Raw genomic sequence first — 18302 nt, 5'->3', positions numbered from 1 at the left:
ACTGATGTTTTTTAATATCACCATTTTCTTTTTTATCTTCGCTTTTTCCATTTTATGTGGAACACTGAGTGTCGATTATGTGCTCAATTCCTTTCCTCATTTTGAACGCTTTAGAATTGGAAAATGGAGTGCTTATCCAAAAATGGGAACCGCCAATATGGATCCTTATACCCGCGCCCGCACGACCAAACGAGGCATTGTTTCACTCGGACGAACTGAAGGTATTCAATTCCAGATTTGGCAAGATAACCAAGGGCGTCCACTTCATCATCACTGTCATTATTTACTCAAAGGCACCATCCCTGAAACCCGTCTTTTTACCCTTTATACAGCTGACAAATCCCTAAAACCTTATACTTCATCCAAAGAAATACCTTTTGAACTCCACACTGACAATATTATCTATGAGCATGATGGCTCATTGCGCATTAATATTTCACCCACACCGCAAACCGGCAATTGGCTTGCAACAGTTAGTCAAAAAGAATTCGGGCTTATTCTTACTTTATACGATACCCCAATCATCTCAGCAACGGCATTACAAACGCTTACAATGCCATCAATAGAACAAATCCCATCAGGACAAATAAATTGTGACTAGATTTATTTATACCGCACTTCTTGCAATCATTGGCGCTATTATCGTTCATATTTGCGTTCTCTTTCTGATCCCCTATTGGGCACAAGATAATATATGGACAGCACTAAAAAAATCTGGAACCTCTTATCAATTTGTCGATTTTACTCCCGATAATCCTATTCAACAATCTGCTGATCCCCTCTTTCTTCTTAAAGTCTGCAGATTTAACCTTGAAAATGGACCTGTTCATTTAAAAGCTTTGAAAACACGACAATTTTGGTCACTAGCAGCCTACACACACAACGGAATTATTTTCTATAGCCTTAATGACCGAACAGCCCCTGATGCGACACTCGATCTTATCATTGGAAAACCAATACAAATCATAGAACTCAAAAAATCAAAACCTAAAAAAAATACCAATTCAGTTTTGGTTGCTAAAAATTTGAATGAAGGGTTTGTTATTTTACGTACTTTTGTCCCTTCTTCCCTTGCGGGAAAAGAAAGTGAAGCTTTCCTTTCATCTGCGACCTGCCGTATATTTTATGAATAAAAACCGACTAACCTCTCATTTGTACAACACCTTACTTTCTATACAAAATACATGAAGCCTATCAAAATGGTTATCTTTTTTCTCTATTAATTGAATATTCAAATTTATCTGATTATAAATCCCTCAATTTTTTATTGAGATATAATTAAATCTCTATTGCACATCATCATATCCTATTTGATACGCATTATCTGACAGAAAAAACTCCCCGCAATCAGAAGAGAAAAATCAAGAGTAAAGCTCTAAAAAATATGCTGCTAACAATTGTAAAACTTGTTATTTGAGTTTATTTCTTTTTATTTACAAACATTCCCATAAAATTCGCATCAATAACATGATAAACTATAGAAGAAATACTGTTTACCTTCAATGAAGTGCCAAAACAATCGCTGGAAACTTATAAGACATTACGCATCCTTGACCTCAAAAATAAGTGCTTTATTTTTGTTTTATGAGCATAAGCTTTTTGTAAGATAGCACTCTGAAAAGACTTGGCTTATAGTTTACAATTGAGGGGAAAAACTTCATGAAGAAGAGATATGTTCGGTCCGTTTCAAGAGCAGCAGTATGGTCCCCTCGATTTGGTGGATTGTCGTTCTTTATTTTATTATTTTCAGTCATTTTACAACGTTTTTCCGTCATTAACATAAGCGACTTCATAATTTTGATAGGTATCTCTACTGGCTGTGTAATTATTTCTCTTTTTCTGGCTATTAAAGCACTTCATAGTTTATGGTTATATGGTGCTCTAGGGGGAATGAAAGCTTTAAAAGGGATCGTTTATTCACTCATAACTGCGACACCATTGATGCTCTTTTTTGGACTTTGGTTTACCTTACCGGCTCTTTACGATATTTCTACCGATACACAAAGCCCGCCGGCTTTTTTTCGCACAATACGTCCCAGCGATGCTTTACCGCTCAAAAGTGTTTTGACTGAACAAGCAGCAATACAGATGTCACAATGGCCAGAAATATCGGGGCGCCGTTATGATGGCTCACCTGACCGTATTCGCGAATCCGTTCTTAATGTTTTAGCTGCGTATGATTGGCCTGTTGTAGCACAACGAGAATTCAAAGGCGAAGAAAATGAAATTTATATCGAAACGAGAGCAAAAACTTTTTATCTTGGCTTTATTTTAGATATTGTTATTCGTTTAACTGATGAAGGGGATACAACTTTTGTTGATATGCGTTCTGCTTCTCGTTATTTGCCAAGAGATTTGGGGACAAATGCTGCTTTTATTATCGATTTTATGGATGCACTTGATACAGAAATCGCCTCACTTCCTCTTTCTGAAGATAATGAGTAGAGGTTAGAAGTATAGTAAGTTACATTTACTAAATTAGCTTATTTCAAAAATAAATTTTGAGACGTGCAGAAACGCACAAAACATTTATCGTCTCTCGACGGCCATAAGCATTACTGACAAGTTCTTTAAACACCCAAAAGCAACTTATAGACTCTTTTTAGCGCGTGACATATAGATAAAATATTTGAATTCAAATTCTAAACTTAAATACTATAATTGATTTTACATATATTTTTTATGCTCAGAAATCTCATCATAAAAGTAGGAAAGAAGACTTCTCTAATAAGGAAATTAAGCATTTCTTACAGGCGCATTTTTCCAATGAAAATAGAAAAATACACCCTCATCAAGAAAGATGAAATACATTTATCATAAAATATGATGCATATGTAATATAGTTACAGAAAAAAATAAACAATAAAATACACATAAATTCATCTGTATTTTACAATAAATGATTATTTCAATTTTATAAAGAAATTTCATAATAATAAAAAAAATATATATTATTACAAATAATAGAAACTTATTTAAATGAAAATAATTTTTTATCAAACATAACTTAAATATAAATACTAATATCTAATATATTTAAACGCAACATAAATAAAACAAAACGCCAAAAATAACAAAAAGAACCCACTAAATGTCTTAATTGCTTCCTTTATACTATTTTTCCAACTGTCACCACTGTATCTATAAATTAATGAAAATATAAAAATAAATATTGAAAATAAAATATCAAAAACATTATTATATAAAGATAATAAATAATCATTTTTCATATAAATAACGTATACAAATAAAAACTGTTATAGAAAGTAATATAACAAATATAATGAACAAAAATGTGCTTAACAACATTTTTTTCACAATTTCTTTGTTACTATAACCTTTAAATTTATACCGTAAAAACATTGCATAGAAAAATATAAAGAAAGCACATGTAGAAGATAATAATTCTGCAATAATACGAATAATATCACTCATAAAAAAATCCAAATTAAATATATATAAAAACAATAAACATTAACATATATTATATCATACAAAAGTTAATAAAGTAAAATAATATAAAAAATAAAATTTCCAAATTAATCTATAATTATAAATTAATAATGAATAATCATTGTTCATAGAAATAACGTATATAAATAAAAAATATTATAGAAAATAATATAACGAACAAAAATATTCTTAACAAAATTTTTTTCCAAATTTCCTTTTTACTATAACCTTTAGATTTATAATATGAAAACAATGTATAGAAAAATATAAATAAAGCACCTATAGAAAATAATAATTCTACAATAATACTAATAATCTCATTCATAAAAAAAATCCAAATTAAATATATAATTTTGTAAAATTATGCACCTAAACCTTCCTGTCAAGTTTGTAGACACATAATTATGCCTACAAGCTTGTTCATTTTAGAAATATCTGCTGATTTTTATATTAGCGATAACATCCATAGGCTGTATTTCCTATACCTGTGGCAAATCCTACTCCAGAGCCAACTCTTCCTCCTAACCATAAACCTTCCACAGCGCCTATTGGTCCTCCAGTTACCCCCCCCATAACTCCACCAATTACCACTCCCATATCATGTCCCCTATGTCCCATTGAAAATCCTGCAGAGAGATAATCTCCAACAGTACACCCAGGTCGTGATCCACTGCTTGAAAAATTCATTGATGAAACATGAGACCAACCATTAGAAAAACTAGAACCAAATGAACGAAACATATAAAACCTCTTTAATTATTGTTAAAAATAACTGTATCATAACGACACAGTGGGAATTTCATTATTGTTCATTTTAGCAAATGTCAAATATAATTTGTATAAATAACAATAAAAATACTGTATAAATAAAATATACATTTTGTTTGTATTGCATACATACAAAATGTATATTTTGTATAAATATAATACTATTTACAATACTGTTTAAATATGCGACATCCATCGCTCTTTCTCTTAAACAAAATCATAAATTCAAATGAGTCATTCACAAGAAAAACCTGTATCATTCTCTTGGTTTACAAGAACAACAAAGAAATATATTTATTATGTCATCGAACTCAGTTGCGTTGCTGTTGTTTTGCGCTTACTTGGCTTGGTGAATCCTTTTATTTTTCAAGCGATTATCGACCGTATTCTCCCTTTTCAACGTATTGAAAGTCTCTATGCTATCGTTGTCTTGATGGTTACTATTATGCTGTTTAGCACGGCTCTTAGCACTCTATCAGGTTACCTAGGCGCTTATTTAGCCAATCGGCTTACATTAGAATTTGGGCGGCGCATTTACAGCCATCTGTTAAGTCTTTCCTTGCCTGTCTTACGCACTTGGCAAGTGGGAGAACTATTCACGCGAATCGGAGAGGTTGATACAATTCGCGGTTTTCTAACAGGAACCATCGCCACAACTGTGCTAAATGTTCTGTTCGCAATCATTTATCTTGCGGCACTCTTTTCCATTAGTCCGAAACTGACCTTCATTGTCCTTATCATTTTACCTTTACAAATGGGTTCTTTAGCGTTGGTCGGTCCCTTCTTGCGCCGCCAATTACGCCGTTCTTTCACTCTGCAAGCTGTCCATAAATCGCGCCTTATTGAAAGTTTTACCAATCTTGAAGCCATTAAAGCACATGTAAAAGAATCTGCTCATACGATACGCATGCAAGAAACTTTAGCTCGTAGTTTAGATCAAAGCCTTACAACCAGTAAATTGCATCTTCTCAATGGAGCCATGAGCCATATTTTTGGTGATCTTTTCACTATTTTTATTATCTTTTTTGGTGCTCAGGCAGTTCTTCAAAACCAGATTACGCTAGGGCAACTTATTGCCTTTCATCTCCTCGCTGGAAATGTTTCTGGTCCTATCTTAAGCCTTGCATCCCTATGGGAAGAATGGCAGCATTTGAAAATCTCTCGTCTTCGTTTGGGCGATATTCTTAACTCCCCTTCAGAATGGGAAGAAGAAAAGCCGCCTCTTCAACTCAGCGCTCCTCCTCATCTTGAAACCAACGATCTCTGTTTTTCTTATGGAGATAAGTCCATTATCAATCATCTTGATGTCTGTTTACAACCTGGGCAACCAATTATGTTACTTGGTCCTTCAGGGTGCGGAAAAACAACCTTGGCGAAGCTCCTTTGTGGACTCTACCCCCCAACAAGCGGAAAGATATTGATTAACGCCCAACCTTTACAGAATTTTGATGTCCGTAGCGTGCGTGACACAATCGCGTATTTTCCCCAAAATCCTTGCCTTTTTTCCGGAACCATTCTTGAGAATATGCTTCTTGCTAAACCAGATGCCACTAAAGATGAAATCGACTCTGCACTATATGTTAGTGCTTGCCATGATTTGATTGCTCAGTTGCCTCTAGGACTCAATACTCAAGTAGGAGAGCAAGGTGGTTTTTTATCAGGTGGTCAGCGCCAACGCTTGGCTTTGGCTTGTTTCTTTCTGATAAATCCAAGCCTTCTTATTTTGGATGAACCTACTTCCGCATTGGATGACACTGTCAGTGCACAAATTGTTGAGCATTTATATAAACTTTCGCAAGAACGTATTGTTCTTGTTATTACCCACAAAAGTGACCTCTTTCCTCAGCATGCAACCGTCTTAAACTTTACTGATTTGGAGGCAAAAAATGGCAGATAAAGCTCCCTATTTGCGCCCTTTGTCACCAACGCTTCATATGGTGGTTGCTGTTTTGGTCACCTTATTTCTCTTTATTGTAATCGGCAGCTTTATCGCAAAAACAGAGATTGTTGCACGGGGGCAAGGAAGTGTTATTCCCACCGCTTACGTTCAGCTGGTCCAAGCGCAAAATACAGGACGCATTGAGAAAATTCTTGTAAAAGAAGGGCAATTTGTTCATCAAGGGGATCTCCTTATTCAATTAGATCCTCGTGAAGCCCTCAATGAGTGTGCACGTGTTCAAGCAGATATCGCGCAACAAACCCTTCAAGCACAAATCGCAACAGCTATTTTAACAGCTTTGCATGAAAGTGATCCTTTGGATAAAGATTTTGTAACCAAAGGGCTTGCCTATCTGCCAGTTCCTCCTTCTGGCAACACGACTGCAAGAATAGAAGGGGAAAAACTCATTAGCGCTACCCTTCAATCTCTCCAAGATAAATTAAGAGCGCTAAAAGCACAAGCGGACCGTGTCGAACGCAGCGGTGCAACACAACATGCGCAATTAGATAGGTTGGAAGATGATCGTCAATTAAGCCAAGGAAAATTAAAGGCTGCAAAAAGCCTAATGGAAACAAAAGTCATTAGCCAAGCGGTTTATTTAGAGCGTTTACATGACTTTAAAAATGTCGAGCATGAAATTTTAACCAATCAAAGACGTTTGGAAGAAAATACCGCCGAAATAAACACCCTCCGCCAACAACGGAAAAGTCTCATTTCCGATGAAATCGCCCGCTATCGGCAACTTTCGCGTGAAACAGAACTGAATCTTCAAGGATTAAAAGCAAAGCTTGATAGCACTCAATACCATCTTGACCACTTATCACTTTATGCACCTGTTGATGGGCGTATCGATGATTTAAGTATCCATACTTTGGGCGGCTTTGTAGAAGCTGGTAAAGCCCTCATGCGTATTGTCCCTGGTGCCGGCGGACTCATTGTCGAAGCGTTTTTTGATAACAGCGATATCGGCTTTTTAGAAAAGGGCCAACGCGCTTACATCAAGTTTTCTGCCTTTCCTCCTGAACGTTTCGGTGTTATCCACGGTACAGTCGTTAATGTAGGCGCTACAGCGCGCTATAATAAAGAAATTAATGGTGTCTACGCTGTTTTAATCAAAATTGACCAAGATCACATCACTTTGAATAACAAACAACTTAAATTTATCCCTGGCATGACTGTGACAACGGATGTCATTACCTCAAAACGGCGTCTCATTTCTTATTTCTTTGAACCTATCACCAAAGTTTTAGAACAATCTCTAAAGGAAAGATAAAGATTAATGTGTGTGCATAAAAATCCTTCATCATCATTCATAGACCCTCTTACAGCGTTAGGAGCTATGATGGTTTTAATGCTTACATCTCCCTTATACCGCCGCTGGCGAATCTGGGATATCGAACGAAATTTAGGACCAGCTTTACAGACTGGGCAATATAAACTCTATAAAAATGAACGTGGAGAATTTTGTGCCTTTATCACTTGGGCTTTTTTAGATGAGAAAAATCATCAATCTATGCTTAAAAAGGGAGAATTTTTACCCGATGTCAATTGGCAGAATGGAAAATACGTATGGTTTATTGATTGTGTAGCACCCTATGGCCATACTGCTCATATTGTACGCGATATGCAACGAAATATATTTCCTGATCAGCGTTATTGTTATGCTGTACGACGTAATGAAGATGGTGGAATACGAAAAATTGCACGCTGGTGTTGCTATAGAGCGCAAAATCCAGCCAAATAGTTTTTCTAAAGCAAGTGCGCATAAATCATTTATTCCCCTCTTATAAAAATAAGCTTTTAAAAGAGTTCTTTAAGCGATAGCTATATTAAAAGAAAACTTTACCATTATTTAGAGCTGCCCCGCTACAAATAGGTGTTTTTCAACTTACCAGACTTTCTATGAATAGCAATAGATGGTTAAGGGGATTGATCCACTCTCAAGCTGAACTTTGATTAACTAATTTCACTAATATTGGCTGGGGTACCTGGATTCGAACCAGGGAATGCCGGTACCAAAAACCGGTGCCTTACCGCTTGGCTATACCCCAAAAAAACACGCTTTATAGCAACTCTTGCACTTTATAGCGATTCCTGTGATTGGACGCAATATCTGAAAATCAAAGACTTTACTTTTTTATCATAAAATTTCTGAGTTTTGTATGGCATTGCCATCGATACAAATTCGTAGCAGAAACTGATATACAGTTGTGATTTTAACATAAGAAAAAACCATTTATCCATCAATTATTTTGCTCTTTGTATTGATTTTCTAGGAACAGAAAATGAAAATCTTGCAGTTTACTCATGTATCTAATAAATTTGCATATGATTTACTTTTCTTGATATATTAAAATCCCATCTTGCTCAATTTAAGAAAAAAGCTGTCACCACATTGGCAATCGGTAAGTGTATAATAGTGCTGCTGTGCTCTGGCAACACATTGATTTATAATAATAAATCATCCTTTTTCAACTTGAATCATAACTCCGAATATAGTAAGATTTTCTCATCACAAACCCTCTCAGATTGAATCAATTAATATCACTTGCTTGCACGTCAAAAGCGGGGCTAGCGTGTGGGTAAAAATTGTACAAGAAAGGAGTAAAAATGGTTCTTATGAATCGTCTTAATGCAAGGGCTGTCGCAACATTGGGTCTGGCAAATATAATGATGGTGCCGGCTTGCTTCTTCATAAGCGTAAAGATGGTGGTGCTCAATGGCTTTATCGTTATACCATTCATGGTCGGCGCCGCGAAATGGGCTTGGGTGCATTAAGACATGTTTCTTTAAAAAAATCCCGTGAATTAGCAAATCAATGGCGTTCTGTTTTGCATGAGGGGCGTGATCCCATTAAAGAACGTGAGAAACAAAAGCGTGAGGCAATAAGTAATCTCCATTACCTAAAAGACATTGCCTTAGATGCTTTTGAAAGTCGTAAAGCTGAATTAAAAGGAGATGGCAAGGCTGGGAATTGGTTTCTACCTTTACAACTTTATATTCTCCCCAAATTAGGCTGTATTCCTATTTCAGAAATTACACAAACAGAGATACGCAATGTTCTTGCTCCCATCTGGCATGCAAAAGCTGCAACCGCAGAGAAAGCAATAAATCGTCTTAATATTTGTCTCAAACATGCTGCTGCTTTGGGGCTGGATGTTGATTTACAAGCAACGATAAAAGCACGGGCTCTCTTAGGGAAACAACGCCATAAAGCACAAAATTTACCAGCAATGGACTGGAAAGATGTTCCTGCCTTTTATCAGTCACTCTGCAAAACAACAACAATGACACAACTGGCTTTGCGTTTGCTTATTCTTGCATTAAGCATAAAGATGGTAATGTCCACTAATTTTTACATTATATTATTCATGGGTAGCACCATAAAATAAAATCAAGCACATTGAAAAATATTTCCTAAAAAATAACACTTAATATTCTGTTGAAAACGTTATGATACACCAATAAACTGGAAGAGTTTTGCAAAAATTAAAAACATTTTATATGGTATTTGAAAAAATAGAGATACAAAAACAAGGAATAATAACTATTTCCATTTACTTTTTATTCAAAAGATAATGATATTTATTACCCACTCATAGATGTAAAAAAATCTTCAGAAGCAATCTTTATGTAGACCAATACCCTTTTTGATTGATGAATATACATTTCCTAAAAGCTTCTTTTACAAAAAGAGAAACATTAAAACTATTTCATACAAACTAGGTATTCAACATTTGCTTTTAAATGCGGTAAATGGCAAATTAGACTTATGAAATAAGCTTAACAATTAGAATCGAGGAGATTTTTAAATGGCTTTTGAATTGCCCCCGTTGCCTTATGATTACGATGCCCTTTCGCCTTATATGTCACGCGAAACGCTTGAATATCATCATGATAAGCATCACCTTGCTTATCTTACCAACACCAATAATTTTGTGAAAGAGTTAGGCTTAGAAAATGAAAGCCTTGAAGATATTGTTAAAAAAAGTTTTGGAAAAAATATTGGTTTGTTTAATAATGCAGCGCAGTATTACAATCATAACCACTTTTGGCTTTGGATGAAAAAAAATGGTGGTGGCCAAAAACTTCCTGAAAAGTTAGCAAAAGCTATTGACGCTGATCTAGGTGGTTACGACAAATTCCGCGCTGATTTTATTGCTGCTGCTAGTGCCCAATTTGGTTCTGGATGGACGTGGGTTGCTGTTAAAGATGGCAAGCTTGAAATTATGAAAACGCCTAATGGTGAAAATCCCTTAGTGCACAATGCTCGCCCTATTTTGGGTGTCGATGTGTGGGAACATTCCTATTACATTGATTATCGCAATGCTCGACCGAAGTACCTCGAATCCTTTGTAGACCATTTAATTAATTGGGACTATGTTTTGGAACTTTATGAAGAATGTGAATTTTAAACTATCTAGATAACTTTTTAGTGTATGAAAGTCTCTATAATCCAATAAATTATCGGAGACTTTCATACAGAAGTATTATGGATTAGCAAAAGTCTTTTCCTGCTATCTTTAGAATATATGCATAGATATAGGCAACTTCTTCTAGCTTTGAAAAACGTCCAGCTGCACCAGCGTGCCCTGAATCCATATTAATACGTAATAAAACTGCATTATCGTCTGTTTTTAGGTCTCGTAATTTTGCCACCCATTTTGCAGGCTCCCAGTAAGTTACACGAGGATCTGTTAATCCTGCCATCACAAGTATAGGGGGATAGTTTTGAGCTTTGACATTATCGTAAGGGGAATAGGAAGCAATAAGCTTATAATCTTCTTCTGATTCAAGAGGATTCCCCCATTCGGCCCATTCTGGAGGTGTGAGTGGCAATGAAGCATCTAACATTGTCGCTAAGACATCAACAAAAGGCACATTCGCTACGATCCCAGCAAAATCCTGGGGAGCTATATTGGCAATGGCTCCCATCAACATCCCCCCTGCTGAACCACCATGAGCAATCAGCCGGTCGTGAGAAGTGAATTTATTGTTTACAAGGTAACGCCCACAAGCAATAAAATCTGTAAATGTATTGTGCTTAAAGAGATGCTTTCCTTTCTCATACCACTCTACTCCCTTTTCTTTTCCTCCGCGAATATGAGCAATCGCGTAAATAAAACCTCTGTTTACTAGAGAAAGTACATTACTATTGAAACTGGCAGGAATAGAGATCCCATAAGCACCATAACCGTAAAGCAGACAAGGCGCACCACCATCAAGGAGAGTGTTTTTGTGGTAAAAAAGTGAAATAGGAATCTTCTCACCATCGTCTGCTATTGCTGTAATCCGTCGTGTTACATATGCATCTTTATTATGCCCAGAGGGAATTATTTGCGTTTTTAAAAGCATTCGTTTACAATTTTTCATCTCATAATCAAACACTTGATCAGGTATTGTCATAGATGAATAGGAAAAACGAATAGTTGGACTGTTATATTCTGCAACTCCTTGCAAACTTAAAGAATAAGCCTCTTCAGTAAAAGCAATGGAATTCACTTGTTTAGTGGTACGTTCCATCACTTTTATACGTGGAAGCCCCTCAAAACGTTCGATCCAGACAAGAAAATCTTGATAAGCATCATGGGATAATATTAGGCACCCAAGCTGATGTGGGACAAACTCAGACCAATTTTCTGATTGTGGAGATGTATATGGCGCTACCATAATTTTGAAATCTTTTGCATTATCTAAATTGGTCAGAATATAAAAGACATCACCACCCTCTGTAAGTGAATATTCAATACCTTTTTGTCGTTTCCGTACACATTGGGGAACAGTAAAAGGCGCCTCAGCAGGAATTAACCAGATCTCGGATGTTTCATGATCATGAATATTAATATAAATAACATCATTAAGCTTAGAACCGCTTACATCTAAGAAAAAACCTGGATTGTCTTCACGAAAAATAAGCTTATCTTGTGATTGATCTGTGTTTAATTGGTGATAATAGAGCTCTGAAGGTCGGTGGTTTTTATCCATCTTAGTATAGAAAAAACCTTCAGACCTAGCATCCCATACAATTTGACCAGATGTATCAGTAATTGTGTCCGTACAATCAGACAATGTCTCAAAATTACGAATTTTAGCTGTATAGAATTCTGATCCTTTGTCATCATAGGTCCATACCACATGTGTATGGTCAGGAGATTCTTGAACTGAACCAAATTTGAAATATTCTTTGCCTTCTGCCAAGACATCACCATTAAGGTACACGTTTTTTTCTCCGCCATTCCTTGGTGTCTGAAAATAATGTGGTTGTTGGCCTCCGGTAACATAAGAGAATCCGTAAGCAAAAGGACCATGTTTTATAGGAACAGAACTATCATTCTCTTGGATCCTGTTTTTCATTTCGGTAAAAAGCAAATCTCGTAATGGTTTTGTATCAGCCATTTGAGCTGATTGATAAGCATTTTCTTTTTCAAGATAATGTCGAATATTGGGATCAAGACAGTTAGGATCTTTAAAAACATCTTGCCAATTAGACGCACGTAGCCAATGATAGGGATCATCACGAAAAATACCATGATATATTTCCTTATGAGTGATTCTAGATGCTTTGGGAGGAATTGCAAAAGTGCGAGTCATACACAATCCTATATTAAAATATGTTAATAGCTTCGTTTATATGTTAGAATCACAGTGATTGATGCAAGTGTAAAAGTCTATAAGTTCTATTCACTTGCAAAAATAGCACCATGATAATTTTTAAAACTAATACCTTTCTGTTCATTACATATCACAGCTATTGTTTTCTAGGGATATAACACCACTTTTATAATGAAAGTGACTGGTAAAACAATTAAACTATGAGAAAAAGAAGTGATTTTTTTTGAAACAGTATAATCGCATAATTTTACAGAAAGGAATAAATATATCTAAAATATTATTATTACTGTATAAAAATAAAAATGTCATATCTCCTTTTAATGAATAGTTTTATATTATAAATAAATATTATTATGTCATATTTATAATATATAATGTTTTTTTATTATTAAATTTTATAAATATAATAATAAAAATTAATTTAAAACTTATTAAACATAAACTTACTAAACTATAAGTATTCAAAACAAAATATAATAATTTATATATTATATTTTTATAATTAGTAATTTTATTTTTACGTTCTCAAAAAAAATAAATAAATTTTATCATATATTTTTTTATATTTGTGATGTATTATATATTATGTATGATATGTTATAGGATAAAAATATATTTTAGCATGTAATAATTTCGTTTTTCTTATTGTATATTATGACAAAAAATGGGTATTTATTTGATTTTTTTGTGTTTTGGCAATTTTATAGAATAATTGAATTGACAAAAAAGATTTTTGTACAATATGAAGCTCATGTGCATGAGATCTTTATATCATGAGTATATGCACTATATCTCGATTTTGAATTACTCAATTTTAAATTAAAGGAAACAAGAATGGAACATCGTGCAGTCTTAGAGACTGAAAGCAATTTAGTTATTACATTGGTTGCTGATATTGTTGCTGCCTACGTGAGTAATAATTCTATTCGACCGACTGAAGTGCCAAGTTTAATTGCTGATGTCCATGCTGCTTTTCGTAAAGCAGGGAATCTAGAGTTAACAGAAGTCGAAGTTGAAAAACAAAGGCCTGCCGTTAATCCGAAGCGTTCAGTATTTCCTGATTATCTCATTTGCCTTGAAGATGGAAAGAAGTTTAAATCTCTAAAGCGTCATCTCATGACACATTATGGAATGTTGCCAGAGGAATATCGTGAAAAATGGCAGTTAGATAGTTCTTATCCTATGGTGGCGCCTAATTATGCAAAAACACGATCAGCTTTGGCCAAAGAAATGGGGCTTGGACGCAAAAGCAAACGGAAAAAAACTAAATAATCTTATTTTGCGAAAAAATGGTTTCATGTATAAAGTTGATTTTAGTATACATGTTTTGTGTGAAGCTTTTGTATATATAGCAATTTCTACCAAGGGGATTACATATAGCTTTCGTTACGAATCCGTTTAATCATTGATTTCAGACCATTTGATCGTTGTGGTGTAAGATTTTCATTTAAACCAAGTTTTTCAAAGAGCTCTTGAGCATCAGAATTGCGAATTTCAGAAGCTTTTTTGCCTGAATAAAAAGCAAGAAGTATGTAAATGAGTCCACGCACAATATGAGCATCGGAATCACCTTGAAACGTCAATATTGGATCTTTTGAGTTATTACGTGAAGATAAAAGCCACACTTGGCTAACACAACCAGGAACTTTGTGAGCATCGTTTCGAGCGCTTTCTGGAAAAGGTGGCAATTCATAGCCAAGCTCGATGACATAACGATAACGATCTTCCCAATTATCCAAAAGCGAAAAGTTTTCTATAATATTACCGATTGTTTCCGCCATTATTTTAGTCCTGTTTCGTTTGAATAATCATTCTTGAATACACTTATAAAAAATAAATATTTATTCTTCCTAACATAAATAACACGAAGAACGTTAAAAATCCTTATTTCAAGATAACATTGCATGGTTTTGTAAGAACTCTTGTATTTCGATTTTGTAAGAAACATTAGGGGAAGTCTCTGATATCATTTTTGTTTCCTAATATGTTCCCTAAATATTCATAAGCAGCTCTTGCACCGTAATATGCGCGCTCGCCAAGTGAACTTAAAAAGGATTTTCCTACTTTGCAGGTTTTTATATTACGGTCACAAAATGCGCCTAAGTCATTTAAGGCTTCCTTAAAAGCAATAATCACATCGCTCGTTGTTGTCTCATTATTTTGGGGGCTAGAAGAATGGTTACTGCTTGGATCTGCTACAAAAAATGAAATAATGACAAAAATAAAAAATAAAAAAAATGATAATTTGATTAAAAAACGTATCATGGATAATCAATGTACCGCAGTGGTAAATACAATAAAAGAAACATTTTATACACTGTTGCTTTATAAACAATTTATAAAATGTGCTTTTTATAAAATTGAGTATTCATGTATTGGATCTATATCATTGGCTTTTTTATAAATATGGCACAATTCCGCTGTATAAAATGGGATACATTGTCTATTCAGTAAAAAATTAACATCAAAATTATACACTTACAAGCTGGTCATGTTAATGAACATACTATGATAAAAAATGAGAGAGATAATCATGTTGTGTACATAATTATTTTAAATAATAGTCCACCATATTAGCTTAGTTGAAAAGGCTAAAAAGAGTAAAATTCTGTTATTCTGACTATAGTGTCGATAAAATATTTATATTATCTATAAAATTTTTACTGGAATGTTATGAAAATGGTCAACATGTCGATAAAAACATCAAAAAAATAACTGCATCTCTTATGATTACATCTCAAGCCAGTTTTTTTTCTATAACATTGTAAACATCAATTTAATTGATACTTATGAAAATTATTTAATAGAAGGAATTTATACCAAAATATAATAATATTAAGAGATAATTATTCTTACCAAACCGTTTATGGATCAGTAACCATCTATATGTAAATTATAAAGAATAGATAACGATTGTCATCTTTTTAGCGTTATAGGCAAATATTTTCAATTTTATTTTAAATAATAGGCAAACATATGCCACAAAATGAAGAATAACGTGGCATTATTGTTTAGATAATTATATGTGATAATGCAGTTTGCAAACACCAAAATGATCTTGAATGCTAATCATTTGGTACTCTCTTTATACACATTAAAGATTTGTAAAAAATGAAATGAATAAAAGTTGGTAAGAACTCTTGTTGATTTATCAACTTATAAATTGATATAATGAAGCTGCTCATTCTAGGAGTTTGAAAGGAAAAATCAATAATGTCAATGCATTTCTCTCTGGCTGGAAGTAAGAACTGATTCATATTCGTTTCCTAATTTATATTTGTTTCTTTGTAAAAAATAAACGCAACTGAAAATAAAAGTAATGGCAACAAAACGAAAGACATACCGAAAAAAAACTGTAAAACACCGTAAATACTACAGTAGTATTGTTATAACACTTCTTCTTATAACTTTTCATTTTATTTTTTGGAGTGCAAAAACTCTTTATTTCTATACACGAAAAAATACTTTATTTTTTGTTGGATTTCTTCTTTTTAGCATTAGTTTTTTATTTATTTCATTTAATGCTTTATTTTCGCAAATGACAACGCATCAAAATATTTTAACTCAAATGAAATTTTCCTCTGTTCAAAGTATAGGTAAGAGCTCTAATTTATCGGAAAAAGAAGAAAAATCACAAGAACTCTCCCGTGTAGCTTCTGTACATTCTCAAAGTCATAACCACACAAATTCACCTTTACCCTCTCAATCAGCAAGTTCACCTTTACCCTCTCAATCAGCAAGCATGCTGGAAAAGCAAAAAGAACTAGCAAAATTAGGATTTTATGATGGTCCATTAGATGGACTGGAAGGACCTAAAACACGCCGAGCCATCACTTTATGGAAACAGCAAACTGCTCAGAGAATGCAAAAGAATGTTCTATCTAATCCCGCAGCAGATGAAATCGCGATATTAATTAAGCAAAGCGAAATAGAAACAAACAATACAAAAAATATGACACACTTAAAAGAAGCTATTTTAGAGCCTTCTGTTGAAGATATTATACAAGTGCAAAAAGCTTTACATATTTTTGGGAATGAGGAGGTTATTGTCACAGGAATAGAAGATCAAAAGACGATAGAAGCCTTAAAACAGTTTCAAAAAATATTTGATCTTCCTGTAACAGGTAAAATTAATCACACAATTTTAATGAAAATGCGTGAAATTGGTTTATTAAATTGAAGCTAATCATAATAATCTCTTAATTTATAATGATAATTCATCTTTCGTTTGTTTAATGCTCCCCTCAAACATTCCTTCATCTCAAGCCCTCTTATATTCAATCAATCAGAATGGTTTTCTTACACATTACATATTGAGCCGTATAATTTGCTTCAAAAAAACCACAACCGATTGCAGAAAAAAGAATATTGCAAAATAGCAAACGCGCTTGTTCTAGCATTTTTATTGCCTCTGATGATAAAAAGACACGAAATTTTTGTAGTATCACGTAAACCTTTCATATTATCGAACCACGAATTGTCCATATATTATCGTCAATTTGATCTTTATAAATATGATGCAAAGAATTTGTGCAAACACCTGTAAGGATAAGTAGACATAAAGCTAGTTGTGTTATGGTTGTTGTTTTGCAAAGTGTCTGATAAAAAACCGGCACTTCTCTCTAATCTACTGCTGGAAAGTTATGTGTTTTATGACATTGTCTTCTTAAGAGAGCGTGTGCGTTTAGTATTGCCTATAAATCAACATCCAAACCTAACGCAGCAGTATGTTTGAAACAAATGTTAAGACAGTTTAGTACTTCTCTCAGCTGTTATAGCTTTTGTATGCCAAATGGAAGCAAGAATATTGCGCATCTCTGTTTGTATAATCTCTTAAAACAGGAAAACAGCCTAATTTGGGAAGAATATGAAAATTTAAGGTAAAAACCAGTTTTCATCTTTGCCATTTCCTTTTAATTCAGCTTTACGCCTTTCAAAGACATCTAAAGCAATATCTTTAAAATAACGGAGATTACCTATTGCCTCATGCTCTTATTTATCACATGTCTTTTTAGTCTCACTCCCCCTCACCTAAAACAAAATGTCCCAAACGGAATATACTTGGATTGCCATTCACGGGCTTTCTTAAAAAACATCTCTAAAGCACCCAAAACCACTTCGCAACAACGCCCGTGAATAATAATAGCAGGCCCCCCCACAACAACTGCGCGACAGCGCACATCATCTTTACGCTTGTGAAGAAGCAAGCCGGCACCATTACACACTGTACCTACCTTCAATTTGTGATAGCTCTCACTTGAGATGATTCATAAGAGGCATATCCTTGCTTTATTTTTTTATCCACAGACGCTCATCCCGCCTGTAACATACAAAAAACATGGTTTTGATTGATTCATTATAAAAGAAGTCGAAATAAGAAGATCTTATGATATTTACAGCTTTCATTCAATATGAGAAATAAAAAATTATCTTTATAAATCAATAGATTGTGTAACTTTGATATTCCTTTATAAATGTAAAGATGGGAGTGCATAATGGAGTTTATAAATTTTGGGAAGATTTTTATAAA

General features: G+C 34.1%; 13 protein-coding genes, 1 tRNA gene and 2 pseudogenes. 10 read left to right on the top strand and 6 right to left on the bottom strand.

Annotated features, from left to right (window positions below):
- Positions 1 to 4: 4 nt before the first annotated feature.
- From ACFIJW_RS09580 to ACFIJW_RS09570, 3 genes are all read left to right on the top strand, one after another.
- Positions 5 to 601, top strand: coding sequence for a DUF1214 domain-containing protein (locus ACFIJW_RS09580; RefSeq protein ID WP_375634262.1), 597 nt, complete (start codon positions 5 to 7; stop codon positions 599 to 601).
- On the top strand, positions 594 to 1133 hold the full coding sequence (locus ACFIJW_RS09575) for a hypothetical protein (RefSeq protein WP_375634269.1): 540 nt from the start codon (positions 594 to 596) through the stop codon (positions 1131 to 1133). The genes ACFIJW_RS09580 and ACFIJW_RS09575 overlap by 8 nt, the downstream gene beginning before the upstream one ends.
- Positions 1134 to 1659: 526 nt before the next feature.
- Positions 1660 to 2445: a DUF1499 domain-containing protein gene (locus tag ACFIJW_RS09570; RefSeq protein ID WP_375634267.1), complete on the top strand. Its 786-nt coding sequence runs from the start codon at positions 1660 to 1662 to the stop codon at positions 2443 to 2445.
- A 1458-nt stretch (positions 2446 to 3903) separates the two neighbouring features.
- Here the strand turns inward: ACFIJW_RS09570 and ACFIJW_RS09565 are convergent.
- Positions 3904 to 4194 carry a hypothetical protein gene (locus ACFIJW_RS09565; protein WP_375634265.1) on the bottom strand — a complete coding sequence of 97 codons (291 nt, stop codon included), beginning with the start codon at positions 4192 to 4194 and terminating at the stop codon, positions 3904 to 3906.
- A 256-nt stretch (positions 4195 to 4450) separates the two neighbouring features.
- On the opposite strand from ACFIJW_RS09565, the gene ACFIJW_RS09560 reads away from it, so the two are divergent.
- The 3 genes from ACFIJW_RS09560 to ACFIJW_RS09550 are packed head-to-tail and all read left to right on the top strand — an operon-like array spanning position 4451 to position 7904.
- Complete coding sequence (locus tag ACFIJW_RS09560) at positions 4451 to 6118, top strand: peptidase domain-containing ABC transporter (protein ID WP_375634263.1); 1668 nt, start codon at positions 4451 to 4453, stop codon at positions 6116 to 6118.
- Positions 6108 to 7433 (top strand): HlyD family type I secretion periplasmic adaptor subunit, encoded by a 1326-nt coding sequence (locus ACFIJW_RS09555; RefSeq protein ID WP_375634260.1) that lies wholly within the window; start codon positions 6108 to 6110, stop codon positions 7431 to 7433. The genes ACFIJW_RS09560 and ACFIJW_RS09555 overlap by 11 nt, the downstream gene beginning before the upstream one ends.
- Positions 7434 to 7439: 6 nt before the next feature.
- The gene (locus ACFIJW_RS09550) at positions 7440 to 7904 is read left to right on the top strand and encodes a toxin-activating lysine-acyltransferase (RefSeq protein WP_375634258.1); all 465 of its coding nucleotides are present in this window, start codon (positions 7440 to 7442) and stop codon (positions 7902 to 7904) included.
- A gap of 232 nt (positions 7905 to 8136) precedes the next feature.
- Here the strand turns inward: ACFIJW_RS09550 and ACFIJW_RS09545 are convergent.
- Positions 8137 to 8211, bottom strand: a tRNA-Gln gene (locus ACFIJW_RS09545).
- A 559-nt stretch (positions 8212 to 8770) separates the two neighbouring features.
- On the opposite strand from ACFIJW_RS09545, the pseudogene ACFIJW_RS09540 reads away from it, so the two are divergent.
- Positions 8771 to 9480, top strand: a pseudogene (locus tag ACFIJW_RS09540) (tyrosine-type recombinase/integrase); the annotation flags it as partial.
- A 492-nt stretch (positions 9481 to 9972) separates the two neighbouring features.
- Positions 9973 to 10575: a superoxide dismutase gene (locus ACFIJW_RS09535; RefSeq protein WP_375606385.1), complete on the top strand. Its 603-nt coding sequence runs from the start codon at positions 9973 to 9975 to the stop codon at positions 10573 to 10575.
- Between the two features lie 82 nt (positions 10576 to 10657).
- Here the strand turns inward: ACFIJW_RS09535 and ACFIJW_RS09530 are convergent, their stop codons facing one another.
- Complete coding sequence (locus ACFIJW_RS09530) at positions 10658 to 12751, bottom strand: S9 family peptidase (RefSeq protein WP_375634256.1); 2094 nt, start codon at positions 12749 to 12751, stop codon at positions 10658 to 10660.
- A gap of 855 nt (positions 12752 to 13606) precedes the next feature.
- Here ACFIJW_RS09530 and ACFIJW_RS09525 point away from each other — a divergent pair.
- Positions 13607 to 14044 carry a MucR family transcriptional regulator gene (locus tag ACFIJW_RS09525; protein WP_012754848.1) on the top strand — a complete coding sequence of 146 codons (438 nt, stop codon included), beginning with the start codon at positions 13607 to 13609 and terminating at the stop codon, positions 14042 to 14044.
- A gap of 98 nt (positions 14045 to 14142) precedes the next feature.
- Here the strand turns inward: ACFIJW_RS09525 and ACFIJW_RS09520 are convergent, their stop codons facing one another.
- Together ACFIJW_RS09520 and ACFIJW_RS09515 are read right to left on the bottom strand one after the other, a co-directional pair.
- Positions 14143 to 14553 carry a SufE family protein gene (locus tag ACFIJW_RS09520; RefSeq protein ID WP_375611146.1) on the bottom strand — a complete coding sequence of 137 codons (411 nt, stop codon included), beginning with the start codon at positions 14551 to 14553 and terminating at the stop codon, positions 14143 to 14145.
- A 108-nt stretch (positions 14554 to 14661) separates the two neighbouring features.
- A pseudogene (locus ACFIJW_RS09515) lies at positions 14662 to 15037 on the bottom strand (DUF5330 domain-containing protein).
- Positions 15038 to 16091: 1054 nt separating this feature from the next.
- Between ACFIJW_RS09515 and ACFIJW_RS09510 the strand changes: the two are divergent.
- Complete coding sequence (locus ACFIJW_RS09510) at positions 16092 to 16952, top strand: peptidoglycan-binding protein (protein ID WP_375634254.1); 861 nt, start codon at positions 16092 to 16094, stop codon at positions 16950 to 16952.
- Between the two features lie 847 nt (positions 16953 to 17799).
- On the opposite strand, the gene ACFIJW_RS09505 is transcribed toward ACFIJW_RS09510, so the two are convergent.
- Positions 17800 to 17997 carry a hypothetical protein gene (locus tag ACFIJW_RS09505; RefSeq protein WP_375634252.1) on the bottom strand — a complete coding sequence of 66 codons (198 nt, stop codon included), beginning with the start codon at positions 17995 to 17997 and terminating at the stop codon, positions 17800 to 17802.
- Between the last annotated feature and the right edge of the window lie 305 nt (positions 17998 to 18302).

This window comes from Bartonella sp. MM97QHHN (assembly GCF_042194285.1).
Taxonomy (GTDB): domain Bacteria; phylum Pseudomonadota; class Alphaproteobacteria; order Rhizobiales; family Rhizobiaceae; genus Bartonella.
Note: the sequence above shows the minus strand (reverse complement) of the source record. Positions and strands in the feature narration are given on the sequence as shown.